Source organism: Streptomyces sp. NBC_00045 (assembly GCF_045041095.1).
GTDB lineage: Bacteria > Actinomycetota > Actinomycetes > Streptomycetales > Streptomycetaceae > Streptomyces.
Genome location: NZ_CP108272.1, coordinates 410,476 through 432,235, shown reverse-complemented (window position 1 = coordinate 432,235; position 21,760 = coordinate 410,476). Strand labels below are relative to the sequence as shown.

1 protein-coding gene and 1 pseudogene are annotated in these 21,760 nt (G+C 69.0%); both read right to left on the bottom strand.

Features of this window, described 5'->3' with window-relative positions; genetic code table 11:
• Positions 1-114: 114 nt before the first annotated feature.
• On the bottom strand, positions 115-13,743 hold the full coding sequence (locus OHA65_RS37690; RefSeq protein WP_331736382.1) for an amino acid adenylation domain-containing protein: 13,629 nt from the start codon (positions 13,741-13,743) through the stop codon (positions 115-117).
• Positions 13,740-21,623: pseudogene (locus tag OHA65_RS37685) on the bottom strand (amino acid adenylation domain-containing protein); the annotation flags it as partial. The gene OHA65_RS37690 and the pseudogene OHA65_RS37685, both read right to left, overlap by 4 nt.
• Between the last annotated feature and the right edge of the window lie 137 nt (positions 21,624-21,760).

Sequence of the window (21,760 nt, the reverse complement as noted above, 5' to 3'; positions counted from 1 at the left end):
TGCATGCGTACGGCAGCGGCAAGGAGGTGGCGCCGGGCGCAGACGCGCCCGGCCGGGAAGGCCGTACGGGGGACGGGGCGCGGCGCGCGGCCGCACCCCGTCCCCTGCGGCAGGTCAGGGGCTGTCGGCTGGCCTTCCGGGCTTCAACCGGTCCCGGAGCACACGGCCGATGTGCTTGAGCGGCTCGGGCTGCATCATGCCGATGTGATCACATTCAATCACGTGTTCGTCAACTCCGGTCGTGACATGGGGAGTCCACGCCTCACGGCCGGTCATCGGCATGGGGTTGTCGATGCCCGCACGGAAGAAGAGGAGGTCTCCTTCCACCACGCCCGGGGTCAGGGACCGGGCGAGCCTGCGGTTGTTCTCGATCACGTCGATCAGGCCCGCCGCCTGGTCGACGTCGACGTCGAGGCTCCGTGCCACCTCGCCCATCTGGTCGGCTGCGTAGGCTTCGAGCAGGTTCGATACCCCCTCGGCGTCGTCGCCCACGGCAGCGTCGTCGGGAAGGGGGAGACCGGCGGCCTCAGCGAGGGCTCGGATGAGGCTCTGCCGGTCGTCCTCCACGTCGGACGCCTGCGACGACGACGGATAGGCGTCGACGACCGCGAGGAGACCGACGGCCTGCTGCTGCCTCTGGAGCTCTTCGGCCACTGCGTGCGCGACGGTCCCGCCGAAGGACCATCCCAGGAGGCGGTACGGCCCTTCAGGCTGGACGGAGCGGATGATCTGCACGTACTCGGCGGCCATCTCCTCGACCGTGGCCACGGGTTCTCCGCTGCCCACCCCCCGGGACTGCAGGCCGTAGATCGGCACGTCTGCCGGCAACTCCTTGATCAGGCCCGCATAGCACCAGCTCAGACCCGCCACGGGGTGCACGCAGAAGAGGGGGCTGTCCGAGCCCTGCCGGCGCAGGGGGAGGAGGGCGTCGAACGGGTCCGAGACATCGCCTTCGTCGAGTCGCTCCGCGAGCCCGGCGACGGTCGGGGCCTCGAACAGGGACCGGATGCTGACCTCGACCCCGAGGACGGTCCGGATCCGGCTGACGAGGCGGGTCGCGAGTAGCGAATGTCCGCCGAGGTCGAAGAAGCCGTCGTCGATCGACACGGACTCGACGCCGAGGACCTCGGCGAAGAGCCCGCACAGGATCTCCTCGCGCGGCGACCGCGGACCGCGCCCCGACGCGTCCGTGGTGTATTCGGGAGCCGGCAGCGCCCGCCGGTCCAGCTTCCCGTTCGGGGTGAGGGGCAGCTCGTCCACGGTGATGAACGCGGAGGGCACCATGTAGTCCGGCAGCCGCTCCGCCACGTGTCGGCGCAACGGATCGGCCGGTGCCGCTTCGCCCGTGGCGGCCACCACATAGGCGGTGAGGCGCTTGTCGCCCGGCGTGTCCTCGCGCACCACGACCGCGCTCTGCGCAACCAGCTCGTGATCCGCCAGCACCGCTTCGATCTCGCCCGGCTCGATGCGGAAGCCCCGCACCTTCACCTGACCGTCCGCACGCCCGATGAACTCCAGGACCCCGTCCGCGGACCAGCGCACCACATCACCGGTCCGGTACATCCGCGAGCCGGGCACCGTGGCGAACGGGTCCGCGACGAACCGCTCCGCGGTCAGCCCCGCACGCCCCAGATAGCCCCGGGCCAACTGTGCACCGGCCACGTACAGCTCACCCGCAACACCCGCAGGAACCGGCGACAGGGCCGCATCCAGCACATACACCCGGGTGTTCCACATGGGGCGACCGATCGGGACGGTCCCCGCCGAGAGCACCGCATCGGCCGGCACCGGGTAGTCCGTGCATCCCACCGTTGCCTCGGTCGGGCCGTAGTGCGCCACGACCGATACCTGCGGATGTGCCCGACGCCACCGCGTCACCGCGTGAGCGGGGATCTCTTCCCCGCCCAGCATCAACTGGCCGCTGGGCACGAACCCGCGTCCGGCACCCTCCAGGACCGGCAGATGACTGGGAGTCACCTTCAAGAACGACACCGGCAACCCGGCCTGATCGCCCTCCTCGGCAGAGGTGGAGGTCAGCGCTGCCACCACGACGCAGCCGCCGGCGACCAAGGCCCCGTACAGCACGGTGACCCCCGCATCGAACGACACCGACGCATGCCACACCGTCGAACCCGCGAGATCCGGATACGCCTGCGGACACCGCACCACGTAGTTCACCAACGCGGCGTGCGAAACCACCACGCCCTTCGGCCGCCCCGTCGAACCCGACGTGTAGATCACGTACGCGGGGTGAGCGGGCAGTGCCGGAGACGGACGGCCGTCATCGAGGAGATCGGAGGCGCTGAGCCCGGCAATGGCTTCCTGCACAGAACGCTCGTTCAGGAGCACGCGCTTCGCGATCGATGCGTCGTCCTGGGGGAGCAGGGCCGCGGTGGCTGCGTCCGTCAGGACCAGCACGGGTTCGGCGTCCGCGAGCATGTAGGCGATCCGGTCCGCCGGGTACTCCGGGTCCACCGGCACATAACCCGAACCGCTCTTCAGCACCGCGAGCAACGCGACGACCAGGTCGACCGACCGCGGCAGCGCCACCGCCACCAGGCGCTCCGGACCGGCACCGCACGCCACCAGATGACGGGCCAGACGATTCGCCCGGGCGTTCAACTCCGCATAGGACAGCTCGACACCGCCACTGACCACGGCCGGCGCATCCGGAGTCCGCAGCACCTGCGCTTCGAACAGGCCCGGCAGCGTGGCATCCGGAACTTCATGAACCGTGTCGTTCCACTCGACCAGCATCCGCCGACGCTCGTCAGCGGCAAGGACGCTGACGTTACGGATCGGCTGGTCGGGGTCGCCCGTGACCGTTTCGAGGAGCCGGGACAGCCGCTCGCCGAGCTGCTCGACGGTGGTGCGCTCGAACAGATCGGTGCGGTAGTCGAGCCGCCCTGCCAGGCCCGCGGGTACGCCGTCGGCCGCGTGTGTTTCTCCCAGGCTGAACGACAGGTCGAACCTGGCCGCCATCTCGCCGGCGGCTTCGGCTTGCGTCTGGATGCCGGGCAGGTCGAGGTCGGGTTGTGCGTTGTTGTGGAAGGTGAGCATGACTTGGAAGAGGGGGTGGCGGGCCATGGAGCGTGCGGGGTTGAGGATCTCCACCAGTCGCTCGAACGGCACGTCCTGATGGGCGTACGCCGCCAGGTCGGCTTCCCGGACCCGTTCGAGGACCTCGCGGAACGTCGGGTCGCCCGACAGGTCGGTCCGCAGGACCAGCGTGTTCACGAAGAACCCGACGAGATCGTCCAGGGCGTCGTCGGTACGGCCGGCGATCGGCGTCCCGATCGGAATGTCCTCCCCGGCGCCCATCTTCGACAGCAGGACCGCGAGCGCCGCCTGCACCGTCATGAAGACGCTGGCTCCGCTGGAGCGGGACAGCTCCAGAAGCCGCGCGTGCACCTCCGCCGGGACGCGGACGTCCACGGAGTCGCCTTCGTGGGAGGCGATCGGGGGGCGCGGGTGGTCGACCGGGAGCTCCAGCTCTTCCGGGAGGTCGGCCAGGGCCTGCTTCCAGTAGGCGACCTGGGCGGCGATCACGCTCTCCGGGTCGTCCTCGTCACCCAGGACCTCGCGCTGCCACAGCGTGTAATCCGCGTACTGCACCGCAAGGTCTTCCCACACCGGGGCGTGCCCTTGGCAGCGGGCCGCGTACGCCTGCGACAGGTCCCGGGCCAATGGCGCCATCGACCAGCCATCCGCCGCGATGTGGTGGACCACCATGACCAGCACCCACTCGCCGGGGGCGTCGGTGACCTCCAGCAGGCGCACCCGCCACGGCAGGTCCCGCTCCAGGTCGAAGCCCGTGGCAGCCCACCGGCCCACGATCGAGGCGACACCATCGGCAGTCACGCTCTCCACGCTGACCGCGGGTACCCCCGCGGCGCCCTGCCGGATCTCTTGCCGCGGCTCGCCGTCCACCTGCGGGAACACTGTCCGCAGGCTCTCGTGCCGGCCCGCGACGTCCGCCAGCGCGGCCCGCAGCGCTTCTGCGTTCAGCGTGCCGGTCAGGCGGAGTGCGAGCGGAATGTTGTAGGTCGCGGAGACGCCTTCGAGCTGGCCCAGGAACCACAGACGGCGCTGCGCGAACGACACCGGGAGGACCTCCGGCCGCACCCGCTGTGCCAGCGGTTCTCGGACCCGGCCACCTTCGTCGAGCCGGTCCACCAGGCCGGCGACGGTCGGGGCCTCGAACAGGGACCGGATGCTGACCTCGACCCCGAGGACGGTCCGGATCCGACTCACCAGGCGGGTCGCCAGCAGCGAATGCCCGCCGAGGTCGAAGAACCCGTCATCGATCGACACGACGTCCACGCCGAGGATCTCGGCGAAGAGACCGCACAGGATCTCCTCGCGCGGCGACCGCGGACCGCGCCCCGACGCATCCGTGGTGTATTCGGGAGCCGGCAGCGCCTTGCGGTCCAGCTTCCCGTTCGGCGTCAACGGCAGCGCGTCGAGCACGACGAACGCCGACGGCACCATGTAGTCCGGCAGCCGCTCCGCGACGAACCCACGTAGGTCCCGCGCATCAACGTGACGGGACGAAGCCCCCGCGGCCGGCACCACGTAGCCGACGAGGCGCTTGTCGCCGGGCTGGTCCTCCCGCACGACGACAGCCACCTGGCCCACCGAGGCGTGATCCGCCAGGACGGCCTCGATCTCGCCCGGCTCGATGCGGAACCCCCGCACCTTCACCTGGGCATCCGCACGCCCGACGAACTCCAGGACCCCGTCCGCGGACCACCGCACCACGTCACCGGTCCGATACATCCGCGAGCCGGCCACCACCGCAAAGGGATCCGCGACGAACCGCTCCGCGGTCAGCCCCGGACGCCCCAGGTAACCCCGGGCCAACTGTGCACCCGCCACGTACAGCTCGCCCGCCACGCCGACGGGCACCGGCGACAGCCCTGCATCGAGGACGTACACCCGCGTATTGGCGACCGGCCGCCCGATCGGAAGTGCATCCGGCAGTTCGGCATCGGTGTACCACGAGGTTGCATAGACCGTGGCCTCGGTGGGCCCGTAGCAGTTCGCTATGCGGGCTACGGGGAAGGCCGACCGGATCTTCTTGGCAACGATCGGCGAAATCGCCTCACCCGCCATGACGACCGTTGCCGCGTCCACTGCCGGTTCACGGTCCAGGAGGCTTGAAAACACCGAAGGAACGCCGCTCACAAGCGGCCGGTCGGCGTCTCCTGCGGCTTCGTCTCCGAATGCGAGCAGGTCCTGGATCACGTTGACCCGACCGCCGGCAAGCAGCGGAGCGACGATTTCGAACACGGACACGTCGAAGTTGAGAGACGTCGATGCGCAGACCTCCCCCAGTCGGTCCGCGCCGAGACCATCCGCAGCCCAAGAGGCGAGGTTCACCACGCTGCGGTGCTCGACCATCACGCCCTTCGGCCGTCCCGTCGATCCGGACGTGTAGATCACGTACGCCGGATGGGCGGGCAGCGCCGGAGACAGGCGGTCGCTGTCGGACAGGTCTGCGCTGTCCCGGCCGGCAACGGCATGCCGGACTCCGGGCTCGTCGAGCAGCACGTGCGGTGCGGCGTCATCCTGCGGCAGCAGGGCCGCAGTGGCCGCGTCCGTCAGGAGCAGCACGGGTTCGGCGTCCGCGAGCATGTAGGCGATCCGGTCCACCGGGTACTTCGGGTCCACCGGCACGTAACCCGAACCGCTCTTCAGGACGGCGAACAGCGCGACCACCAGTTCGGCCGACCTGGGCAGCGCGACGGCGACGAGCTTCTCCGGACCGGCACCGCACGCCACCAGATGACGGGCCAGACGATTCGCCCGGGCGTTCAACTCCGCATAGCTCAGCTCGACACCTCCACTGACCAGGGCGGCAGCATCGGGAGTACGCGCTACCTGGGCCTGGAAGAGTTCGGCCAGCGTCCCGTGCGGAACGTCACGAGCAGTTGCGTTCCAGTCGGTCAGGACCCGGTGCTGCTCCTCGGCACCGAGCACGCTGACGGAACGGATCGCCGCATCGGGATCGGCGGTGACGGCTTCCAGCACGCGCACCACACGGTCCGCGAGTTCTCGGACCGTGTGCTCCGCGAACAGATCCGTGCGGTAGTCCAGCTGCCCTTGCAGTCCGGCGGGTGCTCCGTCTTCGTCGTGGAATTCACCCAGGCTGACGGACAGGTCGAACTTGGCCACCGCGCCCTGTACCTGTTCCCCGCGAACGCTCAGACCGGGCAGGTCGAGATCCGGGTCGGCAACGTTCTGGAAGGCGAGCATGACTTGGAAGAGGGGGTGGCGGGCCATGGAGCGTGCGGGGTTGAGGATCTCCACGAGCCGCTCGAACGGCACGTCCTGATGGGCGTACGCGGCCAGGTCCGCTTCCCGGACCCGTTCGAGGACCTCGCGGAACGTCGGGTCGCCCGACAGGTCGGTCCGCAGGACCAGCGTGTTCACGAAGAACCCGACGAGATCGTCCAGGGCGTCGTCGGTGCGGCCGGCGATCGGCGTTCCGATCGGGATGTCCTCGCCGGCGCCCATCTTCGACAGCAGGACCGCGAGCGCGGCCTGAACCGTCATGAACACACTCGCCCCGCTGGAGCGCGACAGCTCCACCAGCCGGGCATGCACCTCCGCCGGTACGTGCACGTCCACCGAAGCACCCTCGTGCGAAGCGATCGCGGGGCGCGGGTAGTCGACCGGCAGCTCAAGCTGTGCGGGGAGGTCGGCCAGGGCTTGCTTCCAGTAGGCGACCTGGGCCGCGATGACACTGTCCGGGTCGTCCTCGTCACCCAGGACCTCGCGCTGCCACAGCGTGTAATCCGCGTACTGCACCGGAAGCGGCTGCCACTCCGGGGCGCGCCCTTGGCACCGGGCCGCGTACGCCTGCGAAAGGTCCCGGGCCAGTGGTGCCATCGACGAGCCATCGGCTGCGATGTGGTGCACCACCATGACCAGGACCCACTCACCCGGAGCGTCGGTGACCTCCAGCAGGCGCACCCGCCACGGCAGGTCCCGCTCCAGATCGAACCCGGCCGAAGCCGCCTCGGTCATCGCCGCAGCGACACGGTCCGTGGCCACCGACTCGACGCGGACCTCGGGAGCACCCTCGATCGGGTCGCGGACGAACTGGCTCGGCCGGCCGTCAGGGCTCTGGCGGAACACCGTGCGCAGGCTCTCGTGACGGCCGGCGACATCCGCCAGTGCGGCCCGCAGCGCCTCCACGTCCAGGGGGCCGGTCAGACGCAGAGCGAGCGGAATGTTGTACGTCGCCGACACGCCTTCGAGCTGGCCGAGGAACCACAGGCGGCGCTGCGCGAACGACACCGGAAGGACCTCCGGCCGCACCCGCCGCCCCAACGGCTCACGGACCCGGCCACCCTCATCAAGCTGGTCCACCAGGCCCGCGACGCTCGGGGCCTCGAACAGGGACCGGATGCTCACCTCCACCCCGAGGGCGGACCGGATCCGGCTCACCAGGCGGGTCGCCAGCAGCGAATGCCCACCCCGCTCGAAGAACCCGTCATCGATCGACACGACGTCGACACCGAGGACCTCGGCGAACAGCCCGCACAGGACCTCCTCCCGCGGCGACCGCGGCCCACGACCCGAAGCGCCCGGCGTGTACTCCGGTGCCGGAAGGGCGTCGCGGTCGAGTTTCCCGTTCGGTGTGAGGGGCAGGGCGTCCAGCTGTACGAAAGCGGAGGGCACCATGTAGTCCGGCAGTCGCTCCGCCACGTGTCGGCGCAGGACGGCAGCGTCGAAGTCCGCGGTCGTAGCCACCACGTAGGCGGTGAGGCGCTTGTCGCCCGGCGTGTCCTCGCGCACCACGACCGCGCTCTGCACAACCAGCCCGTGATCCGCCAACACCGCTTCGATCTCGCCCGGCTCGATACGGAAACCCCGCACCTTCACCTGACCGTCAGCACGCCCGATGAACTCCAGAACACCGTCCGCGGACCACCGCACGAGGTCACCGGTCCGGTACATCCGCGACCCGGCCACCGTGGCGAACGGGTCCGCGACGAACCGCTCCGCCGTCAGCCCCGCACGCCCCACATATCCACGAGCCACACCCGTCCCCGCAATGTACAACTCACCCGCCACACCCACTGGAACCGGAGACAGACCCCCGTCCAGCACGTACACCCGCGTGTTGTCCATCGGCCGACCGATCGGCACCGACCCACCCACGACCGAACCCGCCGGAACCTCGAACTGCGTCGCGCACAAGGTGATCTCCGTCGGCCCGTACAGCACCCGCACCACCGTGCCCGGACACGCCTCCACCACCCGCCGCACCGCCACCGGCGACACCACATCGCCACCCGTCAACACCTCACGCAGCTGGGCGAGGCACGTCGGGGTCTCCTCGGCTATGACGCGGAACAGTCCCGCCGTCAGAACGACGCCCGTGATGTCGTGAACCTTGATCAGCTGTTCCAGGGACGGGGCGTCCAGGTTTCCCGGAGGAGCCACGACGATGGTTCCGCCGGCGAGAAGGGGGGCCCACAGCTCGAACGTCGAGGCGTCGAAGGCGTACGGCGAGTGGAAGAGGACACGCTCGTGGTGGTCCGTCTCCCAGCAGCGGTCCAGCACGAGGTCTGCCACGCCGCGGTGGGTGGCGGCCACGCCCTTGGGCTCACCGGTCGAACCGGACGTGTACATCACATAGGCGAGCCCGTCCGCACCACGTGCACCGGCCGGCTTCACCGGTCCCGTCTCGGAAGCCGCCCCGAGGATTTCATCGGCGCAGATGACCTCTGCCGTCCCTGCGAACTCGGCGGCTTCCGTCGGGCGGTCCGTCACCAGCAGTTCGGCTGCGCAGTCCGCCATGACCAGTCGGCGCCGGCTCGGAGGGTGGCCCTCGTGCAGCGGTACGTAGTGGGCGCCGGTCTTGAGTACGGCCAGCAGCGTGGTCACCAGGTCAGCGGACCGCTCCATCCACAGGCCGACCGCGTGCTCGGGGCCGGCGCCCTTGGCGGCCAGATGGCGCGCCAGCCGATCCGCGCGCTCGTTCAGTTGCGCATAGGTGAGCTCCAGCCCGTCGCTCACCACTGCTGTCGCGTCGGGGGTCCGTGCGACGTGGGCTTCGAACAGCTCCGTGAGCGTCGCCCCGGGCGCCCCGGGCGCCCCGGGCGCCCCGGGCCTTTCGCGCGCGGTGTCGTTCCAGGCGCGCAGAACCCTCTCGCGTTCGTCCGTCCCGAGGACGTCGACCTGCCGGACGGGAGCGTCAGGGGCGGTGGCGACGGCGTCGAGGAGCTGGACCAGTCGCCGGGCGAGATGTTCGACGGTAGCCGCGTCGAACAGGTCGATGCGGTAGTCCAGGCGCCCTTCGAGTCCTGCGGGCGTGCTGTCGGTGTGGGTTTCGCCCAGGCTCACGGACAGATCGAACTTCGCGACCGTCCCCTCCATCGGCTCCGGCCGTACGGCCAGGTCGGGCAGTTCGACTCCCGGCTCAGGAGTCGATCCGGCCGTGGCACTGCGGAAGGTGGCGAGGAGCGGTGCATGGTGCTGCACGGCGAGCATGACTTGGAAGAGGGGGTGGCGGGCCATCGAGCGCGCGGGGTTGAGGATCTCCACGAGCCGCTCGAACGGCACGTCCTGATGGGCGTACGCGGCCAGGTCGGCTTCCCGGACCCGTTCGAGGACCTGGCGGAACGTCGGATCGCCCGAGACGTCGGTCCGCAGGACCAGCGTGTTCACGAAGAACCCGACCATGTCATCGAGCGCGTCGTCGGTACGGCCCGCGATCGGCGTCCCGACCGGAATGTCCTCCCCGGCGCCCATCTTCGACAGGAGGACCGCCAGCGCGGCCTGCACGGTCATGAACATGCTCGCGCCACAGGAGCGGGACAGCTCCACCAGACGGGCATGCGTTTCGGCCGAGACCCGTACGCCGACCGATGCACCCTCATGGGAGGCAACGGCAGGACGCGGGTGGTCGACCGGCAGTTCGAGCTGCTCGGGTAGCCCGGCCAGGGCCTGCTTCCAGTAGGCCTCCTGCGAGGCGATCACGCTGTCCGGGTCGTCCTCGTCGCCCAGGACCTCGCGCTGCCACAGTGTGTAGTCCGCGTACTGCACCGGGAGTTCGTCCCATGCCGGGGCTCGCCCCTGGCAGCGGGCCACGTACGCGATGGACAGGTCCCTCACCAGGGGTCCCATCGACCATGCGTCGCTGGCAATGTGATGCACCACCACGACCAGAACCCACTCGTCCGGGGCGGACCGGAGCACCCGGACCCGCCACGGCAGGTCCCGCTCCAGATCGAAGCCGGCAGTCACCACCGCTGAGATCGCGGCCGCCATCCCGGCCTCGGAAACCTGCTCGACGGCGCATGCCGGAACCCCCTCGGCACCTGCCAGGATTTCCTGCCGCGGCTCGCCGTCCACCTGCGGGAACACTGTCCGCAGGCTCTCGTGTCGGCCCGCGACGTCCGCCAGCGCGGCCCGCAGCGCCTCCACGTCCAAGGCGCCGGTCAGGCGGAGTGCGAGGGGGATGTTGTACGTTCCCGAGGTGCCTTCGAGCTGACCGAGGAACCACAGACGGCGCTGGGCGAACGACACCGGGAGGACTTCCGGCCGTATCCGCTGTTCCAGCGGTTCTCGGACCCGGCCACCTTCGTCGAGCCGGTCCACCAGCCCGGCGACGGTCGGGGCCTCGAACAGGGACCGGATGCTGACCTCGACCCCGAGGACGGTCCGGATCCGACTCACCAGGCGGGTCGCCAGCAGCGAATGCCCGCCGAGGTCGAAGAACCCGTCATCGATGGACACCGACTCGACGCCGAGGACCTCGGCGAAGAGACCGCACAGGATCTCCTCCCGCGGCGACCGCGGACCACGGCCCGCGGCGGCCACGACGTACTCCGGCGCCGGCAGGGCCCGCCGGTCCAGCTTGCCGTTCGGCGTCAACGGCAGCGCATCGAGCACGACGAAAGCCGACGGCACCATGTAGTCCGGCACGTGCTCGGACACGTGCTGACGCAGCAGGGACGCGTCCGGATCGGTCGGTCCGGCGTTCGCCACCCCAGCCACGACGTAGGCGACGAGGCGCTTGTCGCCGGGCTGGTCCTCCCGCACGACGACGGCCACCTGGGCAACCTGCTCGTGACCAGCGAGAACGGCCTCGATCTCGCCCAGCTCGATGCGGAACCCCCGCACCTTCACCTGAGCATCCGCACGCCCGACGAACTCCAGGACCCCGTCCGCGGACCACCGCACCACATCACCGGTCCGATACATCCGCGAACCCGCAACCACCGCAAACGGATCCGCGACGAACCGCTCCGCCGTCAGACCCGCACGCCCCAAATAACCCCGCGCCAACTGCGCACCCGCGATATAGAGCTCTCCCGCGACACCCGCAGGAACCGGCGACAGGGCAGCATCCAGCACATACACCCGCGTATTCGCGAACGCATCACCAATCGCCGGCGGCAACAGACCACCAGAACCGCCACCCACCACACACGACGTCGCCCACACCGTCGCCTCCGTCGGCCCGTACAGGTTGACCACCTCACGGCCCAACCCACACATACCCTCCGCCAACACCGAAGGCAGCGCCTCACCACCCACCAACATCCGCAGACCCCCCACCGACCCGGGAACCTCCGCCACCAACGCCTGCCACAACGACGGAGTCGCCTGCATCACCGACACACCCGACCCGCGCACCAACCCACCCAGCACAAACGGATCCCGAACCTCCTCCCGACCCGCAACCACCACACACGCACCACTGACCAACGGCAGATACAACTCCAACGCCGCAATATCGAACGCAACCGTCGTCACCGCCAACAACCGGTCAGACGAATCCAACCCACACCGCAAACCCACCGCCGCCAGAAAACTCACCAACGCCGCATGCGAAACCACCACACCCTTCGGCCGACCCGTCGAACCCGACGTATAAATCACATACGCCGGATGAGCAGGCAACACCGGATACGAGCGATCGCTGTCGGACAGATCGGACGCACTGGCCGTGGCGACCACTTGCGCGACCCCGGCATCGTCCAGCAGCACACGAGGCACGTCACCGTCGGGCAAGCCGGGTGAAGTCTCCGTATCGGTGATCATCAGCACCGGGTCGGCATCAGCCAGCACGTACGCGATGCGGTCGGAGGGGTAGTCCGGATCCAGCGGCACGTACCCGGCACCGCTCTTCAGGACGGCGAGCAGCGCGACCACCAGGTCGGCCGACCTGGGCAGCGCGACGGCAACGAGCTTCTCCGGACCCGCACCGCACGCCACCAGATGCCGGGCCAAACGATTCGCCCGAGCGTTCAACTCCGCATACGACAGCTCGACCCCACCGCTGATCACGCCCGGCGCGTGCGGTGTGCGTGCCGTCTGCGTCTCGAACAGTTCCGGCAGCAGCGCAGCAGGCATCTCGCGGGCCGTGTCGTTCCACTCGGCCAATATGCGGTGCCTCTCCTCTGCACCGAGCAGGTCGAAGCGTCCCACCGCACCATCGAGTCCGGTGGTGGTCGCCTCCAGCACCCGCGCCAGCTGGGACCCGATCTGTTCCACCGTCGCCCGGTCGAACAGGTCGGGCCGGTAGTCGAGTCGCAGCCGGATCTCGTCCCCCGGCATCACGATCAGGCTGAGCGGATAGTGCGTGCTGTTCCGCCCTTCCAGCCGTTCGACGCGGATGGCGTCGGCCGGCTCCGCAGCCTTCGGTGCGGCGCCGATCGGATAGTTCTCGAACACGACGACGGTGTCGAAGAGCTCGTTGGCCGGGGTCAGGTTGTGGATGTCGGTGAGTTTGAGGTGCTGGTGTGCCAGGAGGGCGCTCTGTTCGTCCTGGAGCCGCACGAGTGCATCGGTCAGGGTTTCGGCCGGCTTCAGGCGTACCCGTACCGGCACGGTGTTGATGAACAGGCCGACCATCGATTCGATGCCGGGGATCTGGGCCGGGCGTCCGGCGACCGTCGCACCGAAGACCACGTCGTCCTGACCGGTCATGTGCCCGAGCAACACCGCCCACGCCTGCTGGACCACCGTGTTCAACGTGACCCCGCAGCTGCGGGCCGCAGCCGTCAGCGCAGCCGTCAACTCCTCCGGCACACGCACCATGACGTGCTCGGGAGCCATCTGCGCCGCGCGGGCGTGCACTGGGGCGAGCCGGGTCGCTTCCTCCACACCCGCCAGGGACCGCCGCCACGCCTCCTCGGCCGCACCACGGTCCTGCTGCGCCACCCACGCCAGGTAATCCCGGTAGGGCCTCACCCGCGCCAGGCCGTCGCCCCGGCCGCCCTGCTCGTACGCGGTCATCAGGTCGCGCATCAGGACGGGCAGGGACCAGCCGTCCAGCAGCAGGTGGTGGCTCGTGAACTCCAGCCGGAACCGCCGGTCACCGAGGCGGATCAGCGTGAAACGCAGCAGCGGCGGGGCGGACAGGTCGAAGCGCCGCGTCCGGTCCTGCTCAAGCCATGCCTCGACCGCGGCCTCCTGGGCGCCGGCATCCAAGCCTGAGAAGTCGATCTCCTCCCAGGGGAGCTCCACGTTCCGGGGGATGACCTGGACCGGCTGCCGCAGACCCTCGTGGATGAAGGCGGCGCGCAGATTCTTGTGCCGCTCAAGAACGACTCGGGCGGACGCCTTCAGAGCCGCAACGTTCAGCGGTCCTTCTATGAGGAAAGACATCTGCGTCGTGTAGACGTCCAGCGCCTGCTCGTCGTAGAGAGCGTGGAAGAGCAAACCTTCCTGCAGAGGCGCCAACGGAAGAACGTCTTCCAATTCATTCCGCTTCACTTGTCGTTCCTCCACAGCTGCTCAAGTTGATCAATTTCTGCCTGGTTCAGGGAGACCAGGGGAAGATCGGAGGGTGTGTATCCACCCGCGTCGGGATCGGCCGCATGCCGAGTGATCGCCTTCAGGGCGTCGACGAACAACCCGGACACCTCGACGACATCAGATTCGTCAAGCACACCCGACACCCACGACCAAGACACCTGCAAACACGGACCGGCCGCAGCATCCTGAACCACCGCATTGATCTCCAACGCATGCGGAACCGGCATCCGCGGATCCAACCCACTACCCAACGCCACCGACTCAGGAGCGATCTGCCAAGCACCACCACCCCCCACACTGAACCGGCCCAAATAGTTGAACCCGATCTCCGGCCGCGCCCCCCGCTCCAACACCGCACCCGTCTCGGCATTCAAATACCGCAACAAACCAAAACCCAGACCACGGTCAGGAACCGACCGCACCTGCTCCTTCACCCGCTTCAACACCACACCAGCCTGGGCACCACCAGCCCACACCTCACCCGCATCAAAAACCCCAGGATCAATCCGCAACGGATACGCACTGGTAAACCAACCCAACGTCCGCGACAGATCCACCCCCTCCACCACTTCCTCCCGACCGTGCCCCTCCAACTCCACCAACACCCCACCAGCAGAACCACCACGCCAGCGCGTCACCGCCAACGCAAGTGCCGCCAACAACACGTCCTCAACACCCGCACGGAAAACAGAAGCCACATCACCCAACAACGGACGGGTCTCCTCCGGCGACAACTCCACCACCACACCCCGCACCGCCCCAGCGGTATCCCGCGCCGGATCCAAGCCACGAGACCCCACCCGAACACCAGGAGTCGCCACCATCTCCCGCCACAAACCCAACTCCGCAACCCGCTCCGCCGAACCAGCCAACCGCACCAAATGACCAGCCCAGCCACGGAACGAAGTCCCCACCGGCTCCAACACCACCGAACCACCCACCGAAAGCGCAGCCCACGCCGCCGCGAGATCCGGCAACAACACACGCCAAGAAACCCCGTCAACAACCAAGTGATGCAACACCAACAGCACACGACCCGGCACACCCACACCCGCGTCGAACCACACCACCTGCACCATCACACCCACCAACGGATCCAAACGCTCACGCGCCGAAACCGCCTCCGCCAACACCACCTCCTCCCACCCGACACCCACAACACCCGACACATCCACACGACGCACACACCCCGCCGCATCCACCCCACCCGACGGCAACACCTCCAAACCCCAACCCGAACCCCAACCAGAATCAGAGCCAGAGCGAGAGCCAGAGCCAGAGCCTTGGGTGACCTTCATCCGTAGGCCATCATGCTGATCGAGGACCGACCCCACCATCGCGGTCAGCACCTCCAACGACAGCCCCGCCGGCGCCCCCACCAGCATCGACTGCGAGAACCCCGCCAACGGGCCACCCCGTTCACGAACCTGGTGCATCACCGGCGTCAACGGCACCACACCCACCCCAGCACCCTCGGCCTCCACCACCACCGAGCCCTCGGACACAACAACCACCGAGGCCAAACCCGCCACCGACTTGCGCTCGAACACATCACGCGGCGAAAACACCAGACCAGCAGCCCGCGCCCGCGCCACCAACTGGATCGACAAAATGCTGTCGCCACCCAACTCGAAGAACCCGTCATCGACGGAAACCTCAGAAAGCCCAAGAACCTCGGCGAACAACCCACACAAAACTTCCTCGTGCGGCGTCCGCGGCCCCCTCCCCACTCCCCCGCCAGAAGCAAACTCAGGCACCGGCAACGCCCTACGGTCCAACTTCCCGTTCGGCGTCAACGGCAACGCGTCCAACACCACGAACGCCGACGGCACCATGTAATCCGGCAACCGCTCCCCCACGAACCCACGCAACACGACCGGATCCAGATCGGTCGTGTCCGTGCCTGCTGGCGGAACCACGTAAGCAACGAGGCGCTTGTTGCCCGGACGGTCCTCCCTGACCACCACAGCAGCCTGCCCGACGTGCTCGTGCCCGGTCAGGACGGCCACGATCTCGCCCGGCTCGATGCGGAAGCCCCGCACCTTCACCTGACCATCAGCACGCCCCACGAACTCCAGAACACCCTCCGCAGACCACCGCACCACATCACCGGTCCGATACATCCGCGAACCCGCAACCACCGCGAACGGATCCGCAACGAACCGCTCCGCCGTCAAACCAGGACGACCCACATACCCACGAGCCAACTGCGCACCCGCTATGTACAACTCACCCGCCACACCCACCGGCACCGGCGACAAACCCGCATCCAACACATAGACGCGCGCATTTCCGAGCGGGCGCCCGATCGGCGGAGGCTGGTCCTCGGGCCGGATGGACCTGTCCAGTTCAACGGCCGTGGTGATCACCGTGGCCTCGGTCGGGCCGTAGGTGTTCCACATGCGGGCGCCGGCCGTCCACCGGCTGGCCAGGTCCGCCGTCAGCAGTTCTGCCCCCAGGACCCAGTTCTCCACTGCGGAGAGCGCGGCGGGGTCGAGCACCCCGAGCAGCGAGGGGACCACGCTGGCGACGTTCACACCGGACTTCTTGACCATCTCGGCCAGTGCCTCCGGCTCCGACCGCTCCGTGCTCGACGCGATGGCGAGGGTCGCGCCTGCCGCGAGGGTGACGGCCACGTCGAGTACGGACGCGTCGAAGCTGAAGGAGGCGAACTGCAAGGCCACCGCGCCTTCATGGACGCCGAGGACCGGCCGCATCACCTCGGCGAGATTGGCGACGCCACGGTGAGGAACGGCTACCCCCTTGGGACGTCCCGTCGAGCCGGACGTGTAGATCACGTACGCGAGCTGGTCCGGGTCGACGGCGACGGGGGGCTCTTCGCCGGAGGGGGTGTCGTCCGCGTGGACGAATTCGTCGAGCAGCAAGACGTGCACCGCCTCCGACGGCAGGTCCTTCACCGTGTCGGTGGTCCCCAGGACCACGACCGCGCCGCTGTCCGCCACCATGTAGCCGAGTCGGTCCGACGGATACTCGGGGTCCAGGGGCACGTACGCACCACCTGCCCGCCACACCGCGAGGAGGGACACGACCATGTCCGCCCCTCGGGGAAGGCACAGGCCGACGAGGCGCTCCCGGCCCACACCGAGTGCGATCAGTTCCTGCGCGAGGCGACTCGCGCGCGCATCGAGCTCGGCATAGGTGAGTTCGACGTCGCCGCTGAGTACGGCGAGCGCGTCGGGCGTGCGCGCCACTCTCGCCCGGAACAGGTCGAGCACCGTGCCGTCCGGGATCTCCTGGTCGGTGTCGTTCCACGTGCGCAGAATGCGCTCGCGCTCATCGGTACCGAGCACGTCGACCTCGCGAACCATCCGGTCGGGCTCCGCCACCACGGTCTCCAGTACGCGGACGAGGCGTTCCGCAAAACTCTGGACGGTCTCGGCGGTGAAGAGGTCGGTCCGGTACTCCAGCTGCCCCAGCAGCCCGCCGGGAATCCCCTCCTCGTCGTGGACCTCGGCAAGGCTGACGGACAGGTCGAACTTCGCCGCGGTGTTCCTCAGGGGCTCCGACACGGCCTGGATTCCGGGCAGGTCGAGGTCGGGTTGCGCGTTGTTGTGGAAGGCGAGCATGACTTGGAAGAGGGGGTGGCGGGCCATGGAGCGTGCCGGGTTGAGGATCTCGACGAGCTGCTCGAACGGCACGTCCTGGTGTGCGTACGCCGCGAGGTCCGCTTCCCGGACCCGCTCCACGACCTCGCGGAACGTCGGGTCGCCCGAGACGTCGGTCCGCAGGACCAGCGTGTTCAGGAAGCATCCGACGAGGTCGTCGAGGGCGTCGTCGGTACGGCCTGCGATCGGCGTCCCGATCGGGATGTCCTGCCCGGCGCCCATCTTCGACAGGAGGACCGCCAGCGCTGCCTGAACGGTCATGAACACGCTCGCGCCGCAGGAGCGGGACAGCTCGACCAGACGGGCATGCGTTTCGGCGGACACCTGCACACCGACCGACGCACCGTCGGCGGAGGCGATCGCGGGGCGCGGGTGGTCGACCGGGAGTTCCAGCTGTTCGGGGAGGTCGGCCAGGGTGTGCTTCCAGTAGGCGACCTGGGCGGCGATCACGCTGTCCGGGTCGTCCTCGTCGCCGAGGGCCTCGCGCTGCCACAGCGTGTAGTCCGCGTACTGCACCGGGAGTTCTTCCCATGCCGGGGCGTGTCCTTGGCAGCGGGCCGCGTACGCCAGCGACAGGTCCTTCGCCAGCGGCGCCATCGACCAACCGTCCGACGCGATGTGGTGCACCACCATCACCAGGACCCACTCACCCGGAGCGTCCGTGACCTCCAGGAGCCGTACCCGCCACGGCAAGTCGCGTTCCAGGTCGAACCCGGCACCCACGATTGCGGCCACGGCCGCAGCCACCCCATCCGCGGACACCGCTTCCGCACGGGCCTCGGGAGCACCCTCGATCGGGTCGAGCACGAGCTGGCTCGGCTGGCCGTCAGGGCTCTGGCGGAACACCGTGCGCAGGCTCTCGTGCCGGCCCGCGACGTCCACCAGTGCGGCCCGCAGCGCCTCGACGTCCAAGGCGCCGGTCAGGCGGATCGCGAGGGGGATGTTGTAGGTCGCGGTGACGCCTTCGAGCTGGCCGAGGAACCACAGACGGCGCTGCGCGAACGACACCGGAAGGACCTCCGGCCGCACCCGCCGCCCCAGCGGCTCACGGACCCGGCCACCTTCGTCGAGCCGGTCCACCAGGCCGGCGACGGTCGGGGCCTCGAACAGGGACCGGATGCTGACCTCGACCCCGAGGACGGTCCGGATCCGACTCACCAGGCGGGTCGCGAGTAGCGAGTGCCCGCCGAGGTCGAAGAAGCCGTCGTCGATCGACACGGACTCGACGCCGAGGATCTCGGCGAAGAGACCGCACAGGATCTCCTCGCGCGGCGACCGCGGCGCCCGCCCCGACGCGTCCGTGGTGTATTCGGGAGCCGGCAGCGCCTTGCGGTCCAGCTTGCCGTTCGGTGTGAGGGGCAGCTCGTCCAGCGTGATGAACGCGGAGGGCACCATGTAGTCCGGCAGCCGCTCCTCCACGTGTCGGCGCAGGACGGCAGCGTCGAAGTCCGCGGTCGTAGCCACCACGTAGGCGGTGAGTCGCTTGTCGCCGGGCTGGTCCTCCCTTACGACGACCGCGACTTGGCCCACTGATGCGTGATCCGCCAGGACCGCTTGGATCTCGCCCGGCTCGATGCGGAATCCCCGCACCTTCACCTGACCGTCCGCACGCCCGATGAACTCCAGGACCCCGTCCGCGGACCAGCGCACCACATCACCGGTCCGGTACATCCGCGAGCCGGGCACCGTGGCGAACGGGTCCGCGACGAACCGCTCCGCGGTCAGACCCGCACGCCCCAGATAGCCCCGGGCCAACTGTGCACCGGCCACGTACAGCTCACCCGCGACACCCGCAGGAACCGGCGACAAGGCCGCATCCAGCACATACACCCGGGTGTTCCACATGGGGCGACCGATCGGAACGGTCCCCGCCGAGAGCACCGCATCGGCCGGCACCCGGTAGTCCGTACATCCCACCGTTGCCTCGGTCGGGCCGTAGTGCACCACGACCGGCACCTGCGGATGTGCCCGACGCCACCGCGTCACCGCGTGAGCGGGAACCTCTTCCCCGCCCAGCATCAACTGGCCGCTCGGCACGAACCCGCGTCCGGCACCCTCCAGGACCGGCAGATGACTGGCAGTCGCCTTCAGGAACGACACCGGCAACCCGGCCCGATCGCCCTCCTCGGCAGGGGCAGAGGTCAGCGCTGCCACCACGACACGGCCGCCGGCGACCAAGGCCCCGTACAGACCGGTGATCCCCGCATCGAACGACACCGAGAAGTGCCACACCGTCGAACCCGCGAGATGCGGATACGCCTGCGGACACCGCACCACGTAGTTCACCAACGCGGCGTGCGAAACCACCACGCCCTTCGGCCGACCCGTCGAACCCGACGTGTAGATCACGTACGCCGGATGGGCGGGCAGTGCCGGAGACAGGCGGTCGCTGTCGGGCAGGTCCGCGCTGTCCCGGCTCGCTACGGCGTCCCGGACTCCCGGCGCATCGAGAAGCAGGTGCGGTGCGGTGCTGTCCTGGGGCAGCACGGACGTCGTGTCCGCATCGGTGATCACCATGACCGGTTCGGCGTTCGCGAGCATGTAGGCGATCCGGTCCGCCGGGTACTCCGGGTCCACCGGCACATAACCCGAACCGCTCTTCACCACCGCGAGCAACGCGACGACCAGGTCGACCGACCGCGGCAGCGCCACCGCCACCAGGCGCTCCGGACCGGCACCGCACGCCACCAGATGACGGGCCAGACGATTCGCCCGGGCGTTCAGCTCCGCATAGGACAGCTCGACACCACCACTGGCCACGGCCGGCGCATCCGGAGTCCGCAGCACCTGCGCTTCGAACAGGCCCGGCAGCGTGGCATCCGGAACTTCATGAACCGTGTCGTTCCACTCGACGAGCATCCGCCGACGCTCGTCAGCGGCAAGGACGCTGACGCTCCGGATCGGCTGGTCGGGTGCGGTAGCGAGCGCTTCGAGGACGCGCACCAAACGGTCCGCGAGGCTCTGGGCGGTGCCCTCCGCGAAGAGGTCGGTGCGGTAGTCGAGCCGTCCTCGCAGACCGGTGGGCATGCCGTCCGCTGCATGCGACTCACCAAGGGTGAACGACAGGTCGAACTTGGCCGTCGTTGCCGCCGTGCGCTCGGGGTGGACGCTCAGCCCCGGCAGAGCGAGATCGGGCTCGGCGACGTTCTGGAAGGTGAGCATGACTTGGAACAGGGGGTGGCGGGCCATGGAGCGTACCGGGTTGAGGATCTCCACCAGCCGCTCGAACGGCACGTCCTCGTGCGTGAACGCCGCGAGGTCGGCTTCCCGGACCCGTTCGAGGACCTGACGGAAGGTCGGGTCACCCGAGAGGTCGGTCCGTAGGACCAGCGTGTTCACGAAGAACCCGACGAGGTCGTCCAGGGCGTCGTCGGTACGGCCCGCGGTCGAAGTCCCGATCGGAATGTCCTCGCCGGCGCCCATCTTCGACAGCAGGACGGCGAGCGCGGCCTGCACCGTCATGAACATGCTCGCCCCGCTGGAGCGCGACAGCTCCACCAGGCGCGCGTGCACCTCCGCCGGTACGTGCACGTCCACCGCAGCACCTTCATGTGATGCGACGGCAGGGCGGGGGTAGTCCACCGGGAGCTCCAGCTGCTCCGGGAGGTCAGCCAGGGCCTGCTTCCAGTAGGCGACCTGGGCGGCGATCACGCTGTCCGGGTCGTCCTCGTCGCCGAGGACCTCGCGCTGCCACAGCGTGTAATCCGCGTACTGCACCGCAAGCTCTTCCCACACCGGGGCCTGCCCCTGACGTCGGGCCGCGTACGCCTGCGAAAGGTCCCGGGCCAGCGGCGCCATCGACCAGCCGTCGGCCGCGATGTGGTGGACCACCATGACCAGGACCCACTCGCCGGGAGCGTCGGCGACTTCCAGCAGGCGCACCCGCCACGGCAGGTCCCGCTCCAGGTCGAAGCCGGCACCCGTCACCTGCGCCACCGCTGCGGCAACGCCCCCAGCCGGCACGGACTCCACCACGACATCGGGAACCCCCGCAGCACCCTGCCGGATCTCTTGCCGCGGCTCCCCGTCCACCTGCGGAAACACCGTCCGCAGGCTCTCGTGCCGGCCCGCGACGTCCGCCAGCGAAGCCCGCAGCGCCTCCACGTCCAGCGCACCCGTCAGACGCAGCACGAGCGGAATGTTGTACGTCGCCGACACGCCTTCGAGCTGACCCAGGAACCACAAACGACGCTGCGCGAACGACACCGGAATCACAGGAACGACCTTTCGCTTGCTCCCTCACACAGAGGGGGTACACCGCCCATCCAGGCAGCGGATTACATGAAGAACGTGCGAGCCGGCGGGGCCGGTGGAGCCCTCCTCAGGCCCCGCCACTCTCGCCACTCATG